Source organism: Lacticaseibacillus saniviri JCM 17471 = DSM 24301, from assembly GCF_001311785.1.
GTDB classification, from domain to species: domain Bacteria; phylum Bacillota; class Bacilli; order Lactobacillales; family Lactobacillaceae; genus Lacticaseibacillus; species Lacticaseibacillus saniviri.
The window spans coordinates 1-17,920 of the sequence record NZ_BBBX01000014.1 but is presented as its reverse complement, the minus strand read 5'-3'; the positions used below and the strand labels follow the sequence as shown (position 1 = coordinate 17,920).

19 protein-coding genes, 2 pseudogenes and 1 CRISPR repeat array are annotated in these 17,920 nt (G+C 46.1%); of the genes and pseudogenes, 20 read left to right on the top strand and 1 reads right to left on the bottom strand.

Annotated elements, in window-relative coordinates; translation table 11 throughout:
• Positions 1 to 8: 8 nt before the first annotated feature.
• Positions 9 to 1,916, bottom strand: a complete 1,908-nt coding sequence (locus JCM17471_RS07985) for an NAD(P)/FAD-dependent oxidoreductase (RefSeq protein ID WP_054777498.1) — start codon at positions 1,914 to 1,916, stop codon at positions 9 to 11.
• 283 nt (positions 1,917 to 2,199) lie between these two features.
• Here JCM17471_RS07985 and pplA point away from each other — a divergent pair, with 283 nt between their 5' ends.
• From pplA to csn2, 20 genes and pseudogenes are all read left to right on the top strand, one after another.
• Positions 2,200 to 3,129, top strand: coding sequence for an extracellular electron transfer flavoprotein PplA (pplA, locus tag JCM17471_RS07980; RefSeq protein ID WP_054777467.1), 930 nt, complete (start codon positions 2,200 to 2,202; stop codon positions 3,127 to 3,129).
• 129 nt (positions 3,130 to 3,258) lie between these two features.
• Positions 3,259 to 4,323 carry an FAD:protein FMN transferase gene (locus tag JCM17471_RS07975; protein WP_054777466.1) on the top strand — a complete coding sequence of 355 codons (1,065 nt, stop codon included), beginning with the start codon at positions 3,259 to 3,261 and terminating at the stop codon, positions 4,321 to 4,323.
• 38 nt (positions 4,324 to 4,361) lie between these two features.
• Positions 4,362 to 5,305 (top strand): annotated as a pseudogene (gene menA, locus JCM17471_RS07970) (1,4-dihydroxy-2-naphthoate polyprenyltransferase).
• The gene (locus JCM17471_RS07965) at positions 5,302 to 6,273 is read left to right on the top strand and encodes a UbiA family prenyltransferase (protein ID WP_054777465.1); all 972 of its coding nucleotides are present in this window, start codon (positions 5,302 to 5,304) and stop codon (positions 6,271 to 6,273) included. Before menA ends, JCM17471_RS07965 begins: the two are co-directional and overlap by 4 nt.
• 54 nt (positions 6,274 to 6,327) lie before the next feature.
• Positions 6,328 to 6,462 (top strand): 50S ribosomal protein L33, encoded by a 135-nt coding sequence (rpmG, locus tag JCM17471_RS13435; protein WP_082395260.1) that lies wholly within the window; start codon positions 6,328 to 6,330, stop codon positions 6,460 to 6,462.
• A 16-nt stretch (positions 6,463 to 6,478) separates the two neighbouring features.
• Positions 6,479 to 6,649, top strand: a complete 171-nt coding sequence (secE, locus tag JCM17471_RS07960) for a preprotein translocase subunit SecE (RefSeq protein ID WP_054777464.1) — start codon at positions 6,479 to 6,481, stop codon at positions 6,647 to 6,649.
• A 136-nt stretch (positions 6,650 to 6,785) separates the two neighbouring features.
• Positions 6,786 to 7,331 carry a transcription termination/antitermination protein NusG gene (gene nusG, locus JCM17471_RS07955; protein ID WP_054777463.1) on the top strand — a complete coding sequence of 182 codons (546 nt, stop codon included), beginning with the start codon at positions 6,786 to 6,788 and terminating at the stop codon, positions 7,329 to 7,331.
• 3 nt (positions 7,332 to 7,334) lie between these two features.
• The gene (locus tag JCM17471_RS07950) at positions 7,335 to 8,156 is read left to right on the top strand and encodes an alpha/beta fold hydrolase (RefSeq protein WP_054777462.1); all 822 of its coding nucleotides are present in this window, start codon (positions 7,335 to 7,337) and stop codon (positions 8,154 to 8,156) included.
• A 126-nt stretch (positions 8,157 to 8,282) separates the two neighbouring features.
• The gene (locus JCM17471_RS07945; protein WP_225354194.1) at positions 8,283 to 8,612 is read left to right on the top strand and encodes a nucleoside 2-deoxyribosyltransferase; all 330 of its coding nucleotides are present in this window, start codon (positions 8,283 to 8,285) and stop codon (positions 8,610 to 8,612) included.
• Between the two features lie 150 nt (positions 8,613 to 8,762).
• On the top strand, positions 8,763 to 9,167 hold the full coding sequence (rplK, locus tag JCM17471_RS07940; protein ID WP_225354200.1) for a 50S ribosomal protein L11: 405 nt from the start codon (positions 8,763 to 8,765) through the stop codon (positions 9,165 to 9,167).
• 57 nt (positions 9,168 to 9,224) lie between these two features.
• Positions 9,225 to 9,944: a 50S ribosomal protein L1 gene (rplA, locus tag JCM17471_RS07935; RefSeq protein ID WP_054777460.1), complete on the top strand. Its 720-nt coding sequence runs from the start codon at positions 9,225 to 9,227 to the stop codon at positions 9,942 to 9,944.
• A gap of 83 nt (positions 9,945 to 10,027) precedes the next feature.
• Positions 10,028 to 10,180, top strand: coding sequence for a hypothetical protein (locus tag JCM17471_RS14070; protein WP_156321646.1), 153 nt, complete (start codon positions 10,028 to 10,030; stop codon positions 10,178 to 10,180).
• 64 nt (positions 10,181 to 10,244) lie between these two features.
• Positions 10,245 to 10,694: a hypothetical protein gene (locus JCM17471_RS07930; RefSeq protein WP_054777459.1), complete on the top strand. Its 450-nt coding sequence runs from the start codon at positions 10,245 to 10,247 to the stop codon at positions 10,692 to 10,694.
• Positions 10,691 to 10,903, top strand: a complete 213-nt coding sequence (locus tag JCM17471_RS07925; protein ID WP_054777458.1) for a hypothetical protein — start codon at positions 10,691 to 10,693, stop codon at positions 10,901 to 10,903. The genes JCM17471_RS07930 and JCM17471_RS07925 overlap by 4 nt, the downstream gene beginning before the upstream one ends.
• 76 nt (positions 10,904 to 10,979) lie before the next feature.
• Positions 10,980 to 11,189, top strand: a complete 210-nt coding sequence (locus tag JCM17471_RS14450; protein ID WP_054777457.1) for a hypothetical protein — start codon at positions 10,980 to 10,982, stop codon at positions 11,187 to 11,189.
• Positions 11,107 to 14,066 (top strand): annotated as a pseudogene (gene cas9, locus JCM17471_RS07915) (type II CRISPR RNA-guided endonuclease Cas9). Before JCM17471_RS14450 ends, cas9 begins: the two are co-directional and overlap by 83 nt.
• Before the next feature lie 489 nt (positions 14,067 to 14,555).
• Positions 14,556 to 15,014 carry a Cas9 endonuclease PAM-interacting domain-containing protein gene (locus tag JCM17471_RS07900; RefSeq protein ID WP_054777453.1) on the top strand — a complete coding sequence of 153 codons (459 nt, stop codon included), beginning with the start codon at positions 14,556 to 14,558 and terminating at the stop codon, positions 15,012 to 15,014.
• A 195-nt stretch (positions 15,015 to 15,209) separates the two neighbouring features.
• Complete coding sequence (cas1, locus tag JCM17471_RS07895; RefSeq protein WP_054777452.1) at positions 15,210 to 16,115, top strand: type II CRISPR-associated endonuclease Cas1; 906 nt, start codon at positions 15,210 to 15,212, stop codon at positions 16,113 to 16,115.
• The gene (cas2, locus tag JCM17471_RS07890; RefSeq protein ID WP_054777451.1) at positions 16,093 to 16,398 is read left to right on the top strand and encodes a CRISPR-associated endonuclease Cas2; all 306 of its coding nucleotides are present in this window, start codon (positions 16,093 to 16,095) and stop codon (positions 16,396 to 16,398) included. The genes cas1 and cas2 overlap by 23 nt, the downstream gene beginning before the upstream one ends.
• Entirely contained in the window at positions 16,395 to 17,075 is a 681-nt protein-coding gene (gene csn2 / locus JCM17471_RS07885) for a type II-A CRISPR-associated protein Csn2 (RefSeq protein ID WP_054777450.1), read from the top strand. The genes cas2 and csn2 overlap by 4 nt, the downstream gene beginning before the upstream one ends.
• Before the next feature lie 20 nt (positions 17,076 to 17,095).
• Positions 17,096 to 17,854: direct repeats of the CRISPR family, unit length 36 nt; unit sequence GTTTTAGTTGGATGTCAGATCAAATAGGTTAAGCAC.
• Positions 17,855 to 17,920 lie beyond the last annotated feature (66 nt).

Below are 17,920 nucleotides of genomic sequence, written 5' to 3'. Positions count from 1 at the left end.
CTATGGCCTTATTTGGTTGTGTCAGTACCATATAACGCTTTAGGTGTGCCGTAACGCCACTTACCGAATGTCTTTTGTAAGTATGGGACAACCCACTTGTCGAGGCCGAATGCACGCCCAGAACCGTTCATGCAGGCGATGGCCATTGGAATCATCCAGATGTTGACCCAGTAGAACATACCAGATAAGCAGAAGGTGGCAACAAAGGCAACGGTAGCAGCGGATGATAACCAAGTGAACAAGCCAGCAACTAAGGCGAGGCCGATCAGGATTTCCATGATTGTCATGGCTTTTTGCATGAAGAGCGCAACATCTTGGTTAGGAATCAACGTCTTGGTGATGTTGTACATCCATGTTGGCATTTGACTGAACACTGCTAATGGATCGTGACCGTATTCATAAGAAAGTGAGAACACTGACTTGGCAGCTGTTGTGGCAGCCTTGGTTGCCTCGGCACCACTGGCAGCAGTTGTGGCATCAGCACCGGCTGCAGAAGCACCACTTGTTGCGGCGGTCTGTAACCAAGCGAATGGCAAGCGTAACTTGTCAGTGAACCAAGAACCAGAGCCTTGAATCTTACCCCAACAATCGACTAACCACATCGCACCTAAGAAGAGGCGAGCAGGGATAGTCCATAAGACGTTCCCTTGACGTGAAATGTGACCACGCATCAAGTTACGATTGTTACGGGTGCGGAAGAATTCATGCATAAAGTATTGGAACAAATAATAACCGGAATAGATTTGAACAAAGTAGAGCATGTTGACCAGGTGCTTCATCAACATGGCAAAGAATCCGGACAGATGCATCCAGCCCATCAGGTTGGCAACACCGTAGCGAGAACCTAAGCTGACCATGAACCCAGAGTAGTTTGGCTTGAAATCAACGGCTGCTTTGTTTTCAATTTTTGCTTCGATGTTGAGTAATGCGGCCTTGGCAGTGGCTTCGGCACCTTGAACGATTTGTGGTTGGCCCTTACCAGTACCATCTTCATCGACCAGGGAAACATCCCCAACAACATAAATATCGGGATCATCTTGTGATTCCATCTGCTTGTTGACCAGGATCCGGCCGGCACGACCTTGTTGCAAGCCAAAGTTTGCGGCTTGGTCAGTTGCCTTCACACCAGCAGTCCAGATTAAGGTTGCTGTTGGATAGGTAGAACCGTCCTTCAAATCAACATACGTGTCATGAACACCGACAACACCGGTGCTCTTCATGATCTTGATACCGCGCTTGATCATGTAGCGTTCAGCCTTGTTGGCATCGTTACGATCCAACATGTTCATGATGGTTGGTGCCATTTCAATCAAGCTGAGCGTGATTTCGTCAGGATCAATCTTATTTTCTTTTGCTAAGACGTCCTTCCAGTCGCGCAATTCGCCGATAGTTTCAGTCCCAGTAAAGCCGGAACCGACAACAGCAATGGATAAGAGGGCATGCCGCTTTTCGGGATCGTGTTCAGTGGCACCACGACGGATGACGTCGCGAACGTGTTCCTTCAAACGGATAGCGCTTTCCCAAGAACCCAATGTAAAGCCGTGTTCCTTAACACCGGGAGTTCCGAAGTCATTCGGTTCGGAACCAATCCCAAGCATGACATAGTCGTAATCATAGCGACCGTGTTCGGTAACGACCTGCTTGTTTTGGCGGTCAATTGTTGTCACCGTATCGGTCACGAGCTTCACGTTCTTACGCCGGCAGAATAAGCGTTGTAAGTCGTATTGGATGGCATCTTCTTCGACACGGTCCGCAGCGATTTCGTGTAATTCTGTCATATATGTAAAGTAAGAATGCCGATCAATCAAAGTGATTGTGATATCTTTATTCTTCTTGTAGTGCTTGGCAAGACGCTTTGTGGCATAGACGCCAGCGAAACCGGCACCGATGACCACAATATTTTTTTGGCCATGAATAACACTCCTTAGTCTTATTAATCTTAATAATGGCTTGTATAAACAAGTTCGATTATACGCCAAAAAACACGATTTGTCTAATTTTTCACGAAAATATGGTCTGTTATTGAACGTGTGGCTCAATAGGCTTTGATATCAATGTATCCGGTTGCTTAATATGAGAATATAATAACAAATTTTGTCTTATTGTTGATTTATGCACATGACTCGGTTTACACTTGTCTTGTGTGAAAAATACCACAAAGGTAATCACCATACTTTATACATAAAGGAGTTTTTAGGGATGAAGCTCAGTAAAACAATTACTAGTATTTCTTTAGTTGCAATGTCAGCAATGGTGCTCGCAGCGTGCGGTAACAGTTCAAGCAGTAGCAAGGACTCAAGCAGCAGCAAGACAAGCAGCAGCAAAGTGGAAAAGTCATCATCAAGCAAGGCCGCAACAACGCAAAAGCAAGTTGCTGGTGGCGCTTTGAAGGATGGTACCTACAAGTTAGCTGAAACAGGTTACGATCACGGCTACAAGGTTGAAATGTCCATGACTGTTAAGGATGGCAAGATTTCCTCAACAACTTACGACTATGTGGACAAGAATGGTAAGAGCAAGACCAAGGATGCTGACTACGAAAAGAACATGAAGTCAAAGACTGGCGTGGGCCCTGCTGAATATATTCCAGAACTCAACAAGTCTTTCCAAAAGAACGGTGCTAACGTTGCCGCTATTGATGTTATTTCTGGTGCAACCGATTCTTCTGCAGCATTCAAGAACTATGCCCAACAATTAGTTCAAGCTGCTCAAGCTGGCGACACAAAGACCATCGACATCAAGAACACTGACAAGATGAAGGATGGCACTTACACACTTGAAGAAAAGAATTATTCTCACGGCTACCGTGTTGTCTTCACGATGACAGTCAAGGATGGCAAGATTAGCAAGTCCGGTTATGACTACGTCGATAAGAACGGTAAGAGCAAGACCAAGGATGCCAACTACGAAAAGAGTATGAAGGCAAAGACTGGCGTCGGCCCTGCTGAATACATTCCTAAGTTGAACGATGCACTTGTTAAGAAGCAAAATGCGGCACAAGTCGATGTTGTTTCTGGCGCAACTGAAAGTTCACAAACATTCGTCCTGTATGCTGATCAATTAATCAACGCTGCTCAAGCTGGTAACACCAACAAGATCGTTGTTGATAACATCGTTTACGGCGAATAATTCACAATTTGAATATCAACGTCAATAAGGCAGGGGTTGTGGCAGATCAAACGATCTGTCGCAACCCCTTCGTCTTTGCATGATAATCTGGTATGGTAGGTACGAAAATCAAATAAAGGGGTCAAAAGAATGAAACGCATTGGCTTATTGTTTTTGCCATTATTGTTAGTGATTGGTTTGGTGGGGTGCCAACAAAAGCAGGCCACCCCTAAACCCGAGATGGTGTCTCAACCGTACCAAGATACACAGTTCTTAATGGGGACCGTGGTCACGTTGCGTGTCTATGACAAAGGCAAACAGGATGCACTGAACACCGCATTTGCTCGCATCAAGCAGCTGGCTAATGAAATCACGGTCAATGAAAAAGGCTCTGAAGTCGATGAGGTCAATAAGCAGGCCGGGATTAAACCCGTCAAGGTGACGCCTAGTGTGTACAAATTAATCAGTTATGCCAAGTACTTCAGTGATAACTCCGATGGCTCCTTTGACTTGGCCATTGGACCGATTACGGCGCTTTGGCACATTGGATTCCCCGATGCGAAGAAACCAACACAACAAGAAATCGATGAACGCTTGCCGTTGGTCAACTACAAAGACGTAACGCTGGATGCTACTAAGCAGACCGTCTACCTCAAGCGAAAGAATATGGCGCTCGACTTGGGCGGGATTGCGAAGGGCTTTATCACCGACGAAGTGGTCAAGACCTTGAAGAAGTCTGGTGTGACGACCGCCATTGTCGACTTAGGTGGGAATCTGTACGTGCTTGGGAACAGTCCAAAGCACAAGAATGCTAAGTGGAATGTCGGGATTCAAGATCCTAAGTCCTCCCGCGGGACCGCGTTAGGAACCGTGCCAGAAGTCAATAAGACCATTGTGACCTCCGGAATCTATGAACGTTACCTCAAGGTGAATGGCAAGATCTACATGCATTTGATGAATCCAAAGACGGGGTATCCTTTCGACAATAACTTGATGGGGGTCTCAATCATCACCAAGAAGTCAGTGGATGGTGATGCCCTATCGACGGCGACATTTGATAAGGGCCTGAAAGACGGTATGACTTATATCGAGAAGAAGAAGGATACCGAAGCTGTCTTTATTACCAAAGACAAGAAGGTTTATATCACCAGTGGGTTGAAGAACAAGTTCAAACTGGTGTCAGGATCCGGCTATAAGATGGCAACACTGAATTAACAAAGGAGATGGCAGTAAGCTTTGGGGATGGATAAGCGATGACGTTACCAGTATTTTGGGAGTTAGTGGAGGCCCGCACCAAGCTGGCCAGTATTCTGCCGTTTCTGGTGGGGATACTGTTTGCGGCACTTTATTTTCAGCAGTTCAATGGCATCGACACCGCGATTTTCTTTGTGGCGATGCTCTTGTTTGATATGACCACGACCGCGATTAACAACCTGATGGACTATCACAAGGCAAAGGACCAAACCTACCGTGACCAAACGAATATCGTTGGCCGTGCCCACTTGAATCCGACGGGAGTGGCGGCGTTGATTGGCGTGATGCTGCTCATCGCCACCGCCTTGGGGCTCATCTTGGTATGGCGCACGGATTGGCTGCTGCTCTTAATCGGGGCGGTTTGTTTTGGGATTGGGATTTTTTACACCTTTGGGCCATTGCCACTGTCACGCTTGCCGCTGGGCGAAGTCTTTTCCGGCGTGACCATGGGCTTAGCGATTCCGTTCATCGCCATCTATGTGAATGTCGATGCAGCCAAATTGCTGAATCTGACCATCACGTGGCCGCGATTCGACTTGAGCGGCGACTTTGTGGCGCTGATTCTCATCGGCCTGACCTGCGTGCCGTGCATGGCCACGATTGCGAATGTCATGCTGGCCAACAACTTGTCCGACTATGATGAGGATGTTCAAAATGGGCGCACCACCTTACCGATGTACCTGGGCAAAAATGGGGATTGGTGCTCTATCAATTCTTGGCCTATGTCGGCTATCCCGTGATTGTGTTGGTCGTTGCGTTGGGCGGCTTGCCAGTGGCGACCTTGTTGATGCTGATTTCACTGCCTTGGGTGATCAAAAACACGAATCGATTCGTTGCCAAGCAAGTGAAGGCCGAAACCTTTGTGACGGCCGTGCGCACGCTGGTGATTGAGAATGGGAGCTTGATTCTTGCCATGTTGATTGGATGGGGGTTACCGGGATGACAGAAACCTATCGGCCATTGACCTGGCCACTCTTCTTGGAATTGATTCGCTTGCCTGCTAAAGCAGCGAGTCTGTTGCCGTTTCTCTTTGGTATCTTTTATGCCTACTTCGCGTTCGGTCAATTCAACTGGATCAATACACTGGTTTATTTTGTCGGTCAGATGAGCATTGCGCTGTTTGTGACGGGTTTCAATAATGTCCAGGACTTCTATAAGGCCAAAGACATCAAGTATCGCGACACGCAAAACATTATCGGCCGTGAACATCTGTCACCGCGCAGGACGTTAGCACTGATGCTGTTCTTTCTAGTACTCGCCTGCACCATGGGCGTTATCTTGGTGTGGCGTACGAACTTGAGCCTGCTCTTCATCGGTGGTGCGGCCGTCTTTGTGGCCATCTTTTATACCGCTGGTCCTGTGCCACTGTCGCGGATGCCAACGGGGGAATTTCTCGCCGGGATGTGTGAGGGCTTTGGCACTATTTTGATTGCGGTCTTCGTCAATCTGGCGCCACAACCGGTGATGCTGCAGTTGAGTGGCAGTCACTTCAGCTTCAATGGGAACTTGGCCGTGATTCTGCAACTGTTATTGGTCGCCTTACCGATTGTCATTCTGGATGGCACGGTGATGTTTGCGGACAACATCTGTGATCTCGATCAAGATAAGAAGAATCAGCGCTACACCTTGCCGTATTATCTGAGCAAAAGGACAGCACTCAAAATTTATCCGTGGTGTCCGGTAGCGGCATTTGCCTTTCTGATTGTTGGTGTCGTGCTGGGATTCCTGCCACCATTGATGTTGGCCGTCTTATTGTTGATTCCCATTGTTTGGCGCAATACCAAAACATTTTTGGCCAAGCAGAGCAAGGCCGAAACCTTCATTACGGCCATTCAAACCTTACTCACTGTGGCTTTCGCCCAAGTGTTGGTACTTGTTGTCATCGACTTGATGCGTTGGCTTGCACAATGAGCAACTTTCTGGTAAATTTGTAAAGATTGGAGGGTTTTAGATGTCCGTTAAAAAGTGGCGTTAGCGTGTTCAGTCTGTGGACAACGGAATTATTACATTCCTGAGAATCCCCGCCGTACAGAACGTCTAACCTTGAACAAATATTGCAAACATTGTGGTCGTGTGACCGAACACCGCGAAACGCGTTAAGATTGGAGGCTTACGAATGAAGTTCATTAAAAGTGTATTTGCTGAAATGAAGCTAGTGACTTGGCCAACTGCCAAAGAAACTCGCCGCGACACCTTTACCGTTGTCGCTACTTCAATCTTATTTGCGATCTACTTCGCAGTTGTCGATTGGGCACTGCTCTTAGTCTTGAATCGATTCATCTTTTAGATTGTGGATTCAGCGAAATCTGGTATACTAGTAATAGAAAAAACCGCTCACGTGTTGACGGTTTTTTTATTTTGTCGTCGATTTTTGAAGAAAGATAAGGCCTCATTTATGAGACAGAAAAAAGGAGAAAATGGTCATGGTTGAATCAGCCGAAAAACAATGGTACGTCTTGCACACTTACTCAGGTTACGAAAATAAGGTGCGCACAAACTTGGAATCACGTGCGAGCTCAATGGGCATGGACGATTTTATTTTCCGTGTTGTTGTTCCTGAAGAAGAGGAACACGAAGTAAAGAACGGTAAGGATAAAATCGAAAAGAAGAAGACATTCCCAGGGTATGTGCTGGTCGAAATGGTTATGACCGACGAATCATGGTTCGTTGTGCGGAACACACCTGGCGTGACTGGGTTCGTGGGTTCTCACGGGGCTGGTAGTAAGCCAGCACCATTGTTGCCTGATGAAGTGACGAATATTCTCCATGAATTAGGTATGAGCAAGCGTCACTCCAACTTGGACTTTGAAGTGGGCGAGACCGTCACAATCGTGGATGGCCCATTCAGTGGCATGACCGGTAAGATTACCGAAGATGACAAGGACAAGCTGAAGTTACGTGTCACCATCACCATGTTTGATCGTGAAACAGCTGCTGAACTCGACTACGATCAGGTCGACAAGCTGTAGCCGATGATTGGGCTTGGTGTTGCGTTACTGAGCTTGATTATGATTGGGTTGGCCATTGATTTCTGGTTCCTGGGTCATCCCAAAAAAGTGTTGGCCGGTGATCAAACAGATCTGGTGCCAACACTTTTTATTCCGGGTTATTACGGCAATCGCTATTCGTTTGGTCACTTACTGTTGCGATTGACACATGCGGGCATGCTGGAAAAGCAGGTGGTCGCAATCGTCAAACGCGATGGCACCGTCAAGCTGCGCGGTCACTTGCGAGCGGCCAATCACAGTGCGGTACAGGTAATCTATCAGCAGAAGAGCAGTCGCCCGGATCGCCAACAGGTGGGGTTAGTGGCCGTGATTGCCGCACTCAGGAAACAGATGGCGTTTGACCGGGTGAATCTGGTGGCACACTCCATGGGTGGTGTCACCGCGGTGCTCTACATGTTGAGTCAGCCCGCAGTGCCCGTTGCCAAAATGGTCACCATGGGCGCGCCACTCAACGACCTGGAAGTGGCAGAGAACGGGCCGATTTCGACGTGGCGGCTGACCCGCACCGGCCCTGAACACATCGCGCCGGTCTATGCGACCTTTCAGGCCACCATCAAAAACTTACCGCCACAACTCGAATGGCTCAACATTGCCGGTGACTTGTTAATCGGTGGCCGTCACGATGGGGTGGTTGCTGTTAATAGTAGTTTTGCCATTCGGTTCTTGGTCAAGGGCAAGATTGCGCGTTATCAGGAATTGGTCATTCGCGGGCCACGCGGTGCGCACAGCTTGTTACACGAGAATCGATTGGTTGACGCCAATATCAGCCACTTTTTGTGGGACTAGACTGGGAGATTAAGGATGAGAATTTATTTAGCGGCACCATTTTTGATCCAGAACAACTCGATCGCCTGGCACAGGTGCGGACGGCCTTAGAGCAGAATCCGACCGTGACGGCGGTCTTTAGCCCCCATGCATCATACCAATGCGGCGGGGTTAACCGAGAACACACCCGAGTGGCAACAATTGGTTTTTAATGAAGATGTCGGCGGGCTAGAACAAGCGGATGCCGTGGTTGCCGTACTGGACTATGCGCACCAACTGACTGATCCCGGGACCGCATTTGAAATTGGCTATGCGTATGCCAACAAGATGCCCGTTGTCGGTGTCGCTGTGACGGACGTGGCAATGAACCTGATGTTCCAGGGTGCCATGCGCTATTTCACGCGCGACATTGCCGCACTTGCGACCGTCGATTTCGGCGCGCTACCGAGTCAGCCATATGTCGGGCCAGTGTTCTAAGACGCAGGATTCACCTTGCATTTCATGTGATATCATGTTAAATTGTTCAAGTATGTTTCGACATGCGCGTGGGAGGCCAAAATAACCTGGCCATCTTAACCACATCACGGACTTAAGGAGGTTATGTCTCGTGGCTAAAAAGTAGCAAATATCGTTAAACTCCAAATCCCTGCTGGGAAAGCAACTCCAGCTCCACCAGTTGGGCCTGCTTTAGGGCAAGCTGGGATTAACATCATGGGCTTCACAAAGGACTTCAATGCCCGGACAGCTGACCAACCAGGGATGATCATTCCTGTTGTTATCACTGTTTATGAAGATCGTTCATTCGACTTCGTTACGAAGACCCCTCCAGCTGCCATTCTTTTAAAGAAAGCCGCTGGGGTTGAAAGTGGTTCTGGTGAACCTAATACCAAGAAGGTTGCAACTGTAACCAAGGATCAAGTTCGCCAAATCGCTGAAACAAAGATGCAAGACCTAAACGCTGCAGACGTTGAAGCTGCAATGCGTATGGTTGAAGGGACTGCACGGTCCATGGGCTTCGTTGTCGAAGGCTAAATCACAGTCCGGATTATCAGTGAAAACTGAGTAAATCAAGTGGAAGGGATAATCCCGTTGACCACATTTGCAAGGAGGAAAACCCAGAATGGCAAAAAAGGTAAGAAGTATATCGAGGCAGCAAAGCTTGTCGATGCTACTAAGATTTACAATCCAGAAGAAGCATTAGCATTAGTTAAAAAGGCTGATTTTGCTAAGTTCGACGCAACTGTTGAAGTTGCCTACCGTTTAGCATTGGATCCAAAGAAGGCTGATCAACAAATCCGTGGTGCCGTTGTTTTACCAAACGGTACAGGTAAGACCGCTCGTGTGATTGTGTTCGCACAAGGCGACCAAGCTAAGCAGGCTGAAGAAGCCGGTGCCGACGTTGTTGGTGCTGAAGACTTAGTTCAACGGATTCAAGACGGCTGGATGGACTTTGATGTTGCAGTTGCAACACCACCTATGATGGCCCAAGTTGGTCGTTTAGGTCGTGTCCTCGGTCCTAAGGGCTTAATGCCTAACCCTAAGACTGGTACCGTTACAATGGACGTTACCAAGGCTGTTAATGATATCAAGGCTGGTCAAGTCGCATACCGCGTTGACAAGGCTGGTATCGTTCACGCACCTATCGGTAAGGTATCCTTTGACGATGCTAAGTTGTTTGAAAACTTCAAGATGATGAATGACACACTGGTAAAGGCTCGTCCTGCATCAGCTAAGGGTCAATACATCAAGAGTTTGACAGTCACATCAACACTTGGCCCTGGTGTCAAGGTTGATCCTGCTGCATTCTAAGCAACTCACTAAAAAGCCTCTCCCATGTGGAGGGGCTTTTTTGTTATACTCAGGAAGTGAAATATTGTCTGGGGGATAAGTGAATGAAAAAATTATGGTTTGGATTACTCGTTGTCCTAGTGGGCATACTGATGACACCCGCGGCTCGGGTCGCTGCGAGTGGTGCTGTGCACGATGATGTCGGCATCTTAACGAGGCCGATCGCGCTGAAATTATCGCTATCAATCGGCGCTTGAAAAAGGCCAAGGTGAAGGCGCCCATCCGCGTGGTTATCCTAAAAAATCGGATCACTATTCGGATTTGCAGGATGAACTGCAATCCGAATACGAATCTGGCAATATCGTCGAGCTTCCCAATGATGTGAGTCCCGCAACGTTAGGTGTCGCGGAAGTCGATGATAAATATCGCATCTTCTTTCGGATGCCCGACAATGTGGGCAATGACTTTGAAAACTGGTACGTGTCGGCGTTCTTATCACGGACTGATGTGACCCGTGCGAATGTGATGGCGTGGGTTCGGCGCTATAGCTGGTTTATGCTGCATCATCATGTGAGCGCACTACCGGGGGATGAGCGGTTCAGTCTCGAAAGCTTGCGCGACTGGATGTTTAGTTTCTGGCTCGCGTGGTGGCTCTATTTGTTTATTCGCGCTGTGCGGCGGACGCCACCCAGCGGCATGCCTGATGATCCGGATGCTGCATTCGACGATGGCTATTACTTCGGTTACACGGAAGGACGGGATGACCAATGAGAGCAATCTTACGGTTTGTTTTGACACACCTCGTGTTTGTCGTGGTGCTGTATGTCTGTGCCATCTTGATGGACTTCTTCTTCTTTGACTTCTCGCGCAAACACGAGCTGATTATCATGTGGGCCATTGGCGCGCTGGGATTCTATTTAAACATTCACTTTTTTTACACGAAAGATATTCTGGGAGTGGAAAAGAAGAAAAGTCGCTAAGAATGCGCTTTAAAAATGAGTTGCTATCAGTTTTATCCTGTTAGATAATAAATGAATAAGTGATGGAGGTTGGAATATGGTTGAACATTATGCGATTGGGTTTGATATTGGGACAGGCTCGACAGGATTTGCCGGTGTTGACCCTAATGGTAAGCTTGTGCGAATGCGCGGCAAGAATGTTTACGGGGTTTATCGCTTCAAGGGTGGCGAAGCAGCTGCGGATCGACGTGGTTTTCGGACGACACGGCGGCGAATCAAGCGGCGCAAATGGCGCTTGCGGTTTTAAAGAGTTTTTTGAGCCCTACATAGCACCAATTGATCCAGAATTCTTTTTACGGCAGAAGTATTCAGCTGATTCGCCATTGGATCCAAAGGGGATCCGAGCGGATAAGGGCCTTTTGTCAGACATGAGTGATCAAGAGTTTCATGCGAAATATCCAACGATTTATCACCTGCGCTACCAGTTGATGCACGAGAAGCGACAATTTGATGTCCGCGAAATTTATCTGGCGATGCATCATATCATCAAATATCGGGGTCACTTTTTAATCGAAGATGGCGCGGACAACTTTGACGCTAAACAAATCGATTTCTTTGATCAATTCCAACGAATGGCTGCGGTGACGGCGGGCTTGCCTGAATTAGAAACTTTGGTCGTGCCAGATGAGACACAATCAGATGCATTTAAGCGCGTCTTGTTTGACGAATCACAGACCAAGTCTGATCGGCAAAAAGTATTGGCCAGTCAACTGCTGGATATTCAAGATAATCAGAGTAAGGCGATTAAGGACTTTATTGCAGCACTAACTAAGGCTGTGGTGGGCATGAAGGCTAACTTAGCGACATTGACATCAACAGCTATTGAGAGTACTGACAAGAATGACTGGACCAAACCGCTTGGCCAGCTCGATGATTTCTTACTCAAGCATGAAGAAGATCTTGATGAGGATGGGTATGCACTGATTGATGCGGCTAATCAGATGTATTCGGCTGCTGTATTAGCCGCGCTTGTTCCTGAAGGCATGGGTTTCTCTGAGGCAATGATGGCGCGTTATGCGCAACATAAGAAACAATTAGCGTTGTATAAACAAGTTATTGCCAGTTTGCCTGATAAGACACAGCGCCATGAGCTGAAGGATGCTTATGCGGACTATATTGAACATGCCGCACAAAATCCGAGAGATGCATTTTATAAGCGTGTGACCAAGGTACTGGAAGGTGTGGACTCAGCAGACGCGCGCACAGTTATGACCGCTATCTCACACGATGAGTTTTTATTAAAGCAACGCACATTGAGTAATGGCAAAATTCCTTATCAGATGCAGCAGCATGAATTTGATGCCATTATTGAGAATCAAAAAGCTTATTATCCATGGCTGGCCACGCCAAATCCAGTTGAGGCGGATGCTAAGCGCCTGCCGTACTACCTTGACGAACTGATTGGCTTTAGGGTGCCTTATTATGTGGGGCCAATGGTAACGGAAAAGCAGTCACAGTTTGCCTGGATGATTCGTAAAGCCGATGGAGAATTGACACCATGGAATTTCTTTGACGTGGTCGATCGGGAGAAAACCGCTAATCGATTCATTCAGCGGATGCAGACAACAGATAAATATATCCTGGGTGAAGATGTCCTGCCGAAGCATAGTATTTTGTACCAACAATTTGAGGTGCTCAATGAGCTGAATAATATTCGTGTAGAGAAACATCCACTGACAACTGAGCAAAAACAATTTATCTATCAGCGATTATTTGTTGATCAACAGCGAAAAACAATTACCAAGAAGAATCTTCAAGATACCTTAGTGGCCATGGGTGAGTTTGATAAGGCACCTGATATCGGCGGTTTGGCTAAGGAAGACGTGATGATGAGCAGTCTCGCGACGTTTGCTGATTACAGCAAGATTTTACCCGAAGCGATTAGTGACCCCACACGGCAAAATGATATTGAAGATATCATTGCATGGTCAACTATTTTTGAAGACACACAGATTTTCTTTGATAAGTTGAAGACAGTGGACTGGTTGACGACCCAGCAACGCAAGCGCTTGGCAAGTATTCGCTACACCGGTTGGGGCAAATTATCGAAGCGATTACTGCAGCAGATTCCAACCAGCAAGCACACCAACGTGATGGCAGCATTATGGGCAACGAGCGATAATTTCATGCAAATCCTGCAAGATGAACAATTCCAAGAAGGTCTGTATGATGCCAATCGCTTACCAGAAGAGACACTTACGCCGGATGAACAGGTTGAAAAAATTCTGGATGAAGCGTACCTGTCACCTGCCGATAAGAAGGGCGCGCGTAAGGTTATCAAGGTGATGAACGACATTGTTCGCGCTAATCACGGTGTTTTACCCGAACAGGTATTTCTGGAATCAGCTGATGATCCGCAAAAAATAAGCGGCGTAGTGTCAGCCGCAGCAAGCAATTGGAAGAAAAGTACAGACAAGCCGCACAGAGCTTCATCGATGAAGCGGTTAAGGAAGAACTGAATGCACAAATTGTAAACAGTGCAGAATTCAATGACCGATTGGTACTATACTTCACTCAAAATGGACGCGATATGTATACTGGCAAGCGATTAGACATTGAAAACCTGGGTAGTTACCAAATTGATCATATTTTGCCTCAGTCTCTGGTAAAGGATGACTCACTGGATAATCGCGCACTGACAGCTAGAGATATTAATGCGGAGATGAGTAATCAGTTCGTTTCTGAACGTTTCGGGCTAGGGCCACGGGCTTTTTGGCAACAATTGAAGAATAACGGTTTGATCAGTGGCCGGAAGTTCCGTAATTTGGTTATGCAACGTGATGAGATTGATAAGTACGCGCCGGGATTCATTAATCGGCAACTAGTTGAAACGCGACAGATTATTAAGACGGTTGAGCAAATCATTCATCGCTTGTGGCCAGATATTCAGATTGTGACGATTAAGGCAAATTTGACGCATCAGGTGCGCTCTGAATTGGGCTTCCCCAAAGTTCGTGAGTTGAATGATTATCATCACGCGTTTGATGCATTATTGGCTGCCCGTATTGGACAGTACTTGTTGGAACATTATGCTGGCTTAAAACCCTTCTTCACTTATGGTGAATTCAAGCGCGGAGACACCAAGAAATACGGGACAACGAATTTTTTTGCGGCGGCTAACTAAAGATAATAAGGACAAAAAGGTGAGTTGCTACCTGAAGTAAGTGATTGGATTGACAGCATCGATTCCATTTACAATTATAAGAAAATACCTGTGGTTTGGGAAAACACAACGAACATGAGTGCCCTCTTTGACCAGACGATTTATCCCCGACCTGATCGTGATACGACAAAGCGCAAATTGATTCCGACGAAGCTTGATAAACCGACAGATATTTATGGCGGTATTCAAGCGCTAAGACAGCCTATATGGCAGTGATGCGGGTACAGACTAAAAAGGTACTGAATACCCGGTTTTCAATATTCCTGTCTCAATCGCGTCTCAGCTGAATCGTATTACTGATCAGACGATGTTAAAGCAGCAAGTCAAACAGTTCATTATCAACGCTGAACAAAGTGCAAGTAAAAAGAAGTTGTACGAGAGTGGCGATGTGATTTTGTCACGGGTTGCATTAGGACAACGATTTACTGACAAAATTATGGTGAAGTTTTCTTGATTTCAAATATGGAAGTGCAGAATCCTCAATCGCTTTGGTTGGGTCGCGCTAGTCAACAACGATTAACGCGTGAACCAGAGGGCAATGAAAAGCCAGAGACATCGCTGGCCGATATTTATCAGCAAATCTTGAAACAGGTCGACCGATATTTCTTGGCCTTTAATATTCGCCAACAACGCCAGAAATTATTGGGCACTTTGGACCAGTTTACGAGTTTACCTGTAGGTCGAGTCAATGAGCAGACACGCACTGATCAGAATCAGCGCTCCATTATTGCGAGAGTGATGATTGTTCTCGGCAAAGGCTCGAGAGAGGAGAAATTTCCAGAATTTGGCCTTAGCGCGTTAGGTCGACTGGTTCGTACTGGTGGTATCACGCTCTCAGAAGATGCCCAGATCATTTACCAATCTCCAACTGGATTGTTTGAACGTCGGGTGGCACTGAAGGATTTATAGGCAAAAGAAAACACACCCGCCGAAACGGGTGTGTTTTTATGTATGGCTCGATAGCGAGCCCTAAGAATAAAACTTGGCCGAAGCCTTGTTTGATTTTAACCTTGAATGTCAGATCAAATAGGTTAAACGTTGGGGATGTCGTCCCAACAAAAATAGAATAGCATGCAAAAGTGCGAAAATCAAGGAGTGAGATTTATGGGATGGCGAACGGTTATGTTGACGCAGCATGCGAAGGTCTCAGTTGCGAGCCACAGTTTAGTGGTTCAAACCAACGAGGATACATTACGAATTCCAATCGATGATATTCAAGTCTTACTGATTGGCACAACACAGGTGATGATCTCCGCTGCAGCAATTGCTGCACTGGCAGAAGGAGAAGCTAAGGTCATCTTTTGTGGTCGGGATGGGCAACCAATCACGGAAACGGTGAATGAATATTCGAGTAGGCAATCGTTACAAACAATTCAGAAACAAAACAATTGGAATCAGAATCGAATTGAGATTATGTGGACGAGTATTGTAAGTGAAAAAATCACCAATCAGATACAAGTGCTCAATCATCTCGGCTTGGATGGCAGTAATCTCGGGCAAGAGCTCGATGCTCTGGAGTTGAATGATATCACGAATCGAGAGGCCGTTGTGGCACGCAGATATTTTCAGCAGTTATTTGGTCCCAATTTCAGTCGTGATGATTTTGATCCGCGTAATGACGCACTAAACTATGGCTATTCAATCCTCTTGTCAGCTATTAATCGTGAAATAGTTGCTAATGGGTACTTGACGGCTCTAGGGATTCATCATTACAACCAAAATAATCTCTTTAATCTGGGATCAGATTTAATGGAGCCATTTCGGCCAATTGTGGATCAATTTGTGTATACATACAAATTCTCTGAATTGACGCCTGATGTAAAGTTCGGCTTAGTCGACTTACTCAATCTTGAAATGACAATTAATGGCCGCCAAGCGATTCTAAGAAATGCGGTAGCTGAACATGTCAATCGCTGTTTAAGGTATCTGAGCGGTGAGTTAGATGAATTTGAAATCGAGGTGAATATTCCAAATGAGGTATCGAGTCATGCGATTAATGATCATGTTTGATTTGCCAATGACAACGAGTCAGAATCGGCGAGATTACCGTAAATTTCGTAAGGCGCTAATCAACGAGGGCTGTTTGATGATGCAATACTCGATTTATGTGCGCGTGTGTCCATCACGACAGTCCGCGAAGTTTTTGGAAAAACGAATTAAGTTGTTTGCGCCGCCGGCTGGAACCGTACAGACCATGATGGTGACTGAGGCCCAGTATCAAACCATGAATTTTATTGTTGGTGAACAGAGCCAAGATATTCGGAATTCGGCAGCGAGGACCATCGTGATATGAAATTAATTTATTATCCTTATAAACCCATGACCATTACAAACAAGCGACCATTAGTCGTCGAGACGGCATCGCCGAAAGTGTACACAGATTTGATGAACGCCTTTCGCTTAGAGCTGGATACAATTCACTTGGCAGATGATTTTGACGAGTTACTGGATGTTGCGGCGCACAGTGAGTGGTATGGGGACCCGATGCTGGAGATTGACCTCGACAGAACGTTTCAACGTGTTGTCCAGAAACAGCTAATCAAGCTAATGACTGATCAGGAGAAACAGCGTCTCGTCGACCTGTCTCAGCAGTTGGCAATGGAGGTTTTGTCCCGATCGTTCTTACTCGACTTACCACTCAATGTTTCGCCAGAGAATTCAATCCCGGCAATCATGAAGATGGTCAAACTGAGTTATGACGAAGAGATAAAGCAGCATCCCTATGATATAATTGAAACCGTATTGAAGACACTAACGGAAGTTGATGATCATCAACTTTCAGTATTTACTAACCTGAGTCATTACTTGGATGTCAGCCAGATTAATAATTTGGTCGAAGTAGTGGCAGATGTTGACATTGAAGTTCTTATCATCGAATTCTCAAAAGTGAGTCGACAGGATATGTTTGCAAATTGCGACTATATCTACATTGACGAGGATTTTGTGGCGTTCGATGATGAGCATAATTAGAACCCAATGATAAAAATGCGGTTTTAGTTGGATGTCAGATCAAATAGGTTAAGCACCTGTCGGTAAGGTTGTTGGTGCATTAGTAAGTTTTAGTTGGATGTCAGATCAAATAGGTTAAGCACCCGCTAAGTTTGATGATCAGTATGAGCGTTGTTTTAGTTGGATGTCAGATCAAATAGGTTAAGCACATATTATGGACCGGGTGCATTTGAATCACAGTTTTAGTTGGATGTCAGATCAAATAGGTTAAGCACATTGGTGCCTCTCTATTTAATAAACTATCGTTTTAGTTGGATGTCAGATCAAATAGGTTAAGCACTACGGTTTTGGGCTGTCGAACCATCAACACGTTTAGTTGGATGTCAGATCAAATAGGTTAAGCACCATACGAATTGAAGAATGAACGCTACTGGTGTTTTAGTTGGATGTCAGATCAAATAGGTTAAGCACTCAAAACTGAGTGCATGAGCTTTTCTTGTAGTTTTAGTTGGATGTCAGATCAAATAGGTTAAGCACGACAGCAGCAAGTAAAACAGTGCAAGCAAGGTTTTAGTTGGATGTCAGATCAAATAGGTTAAGCACTGCGATTAACCAAAATTAGTGAAGCTCGAGTTTTAGTTGGATGTCAGATCAAATAGGTTAAGCACATGTTCCTTCAATGCCATAAAACTCACGCAGTTTTAGTTGGATGTCAGATCAAATAGGTTAAGCACGTAAATTTTCAAAGCCCACGAAAATTTCCGGTTTTAGTTGGATGTCAGATCAAATAGGTTAAGCACTGACCATGATAGTTTCGGCCTGGATTGTTTGTTTTAGTTTGGATGTCAGATCAAATAGGTTAAGCA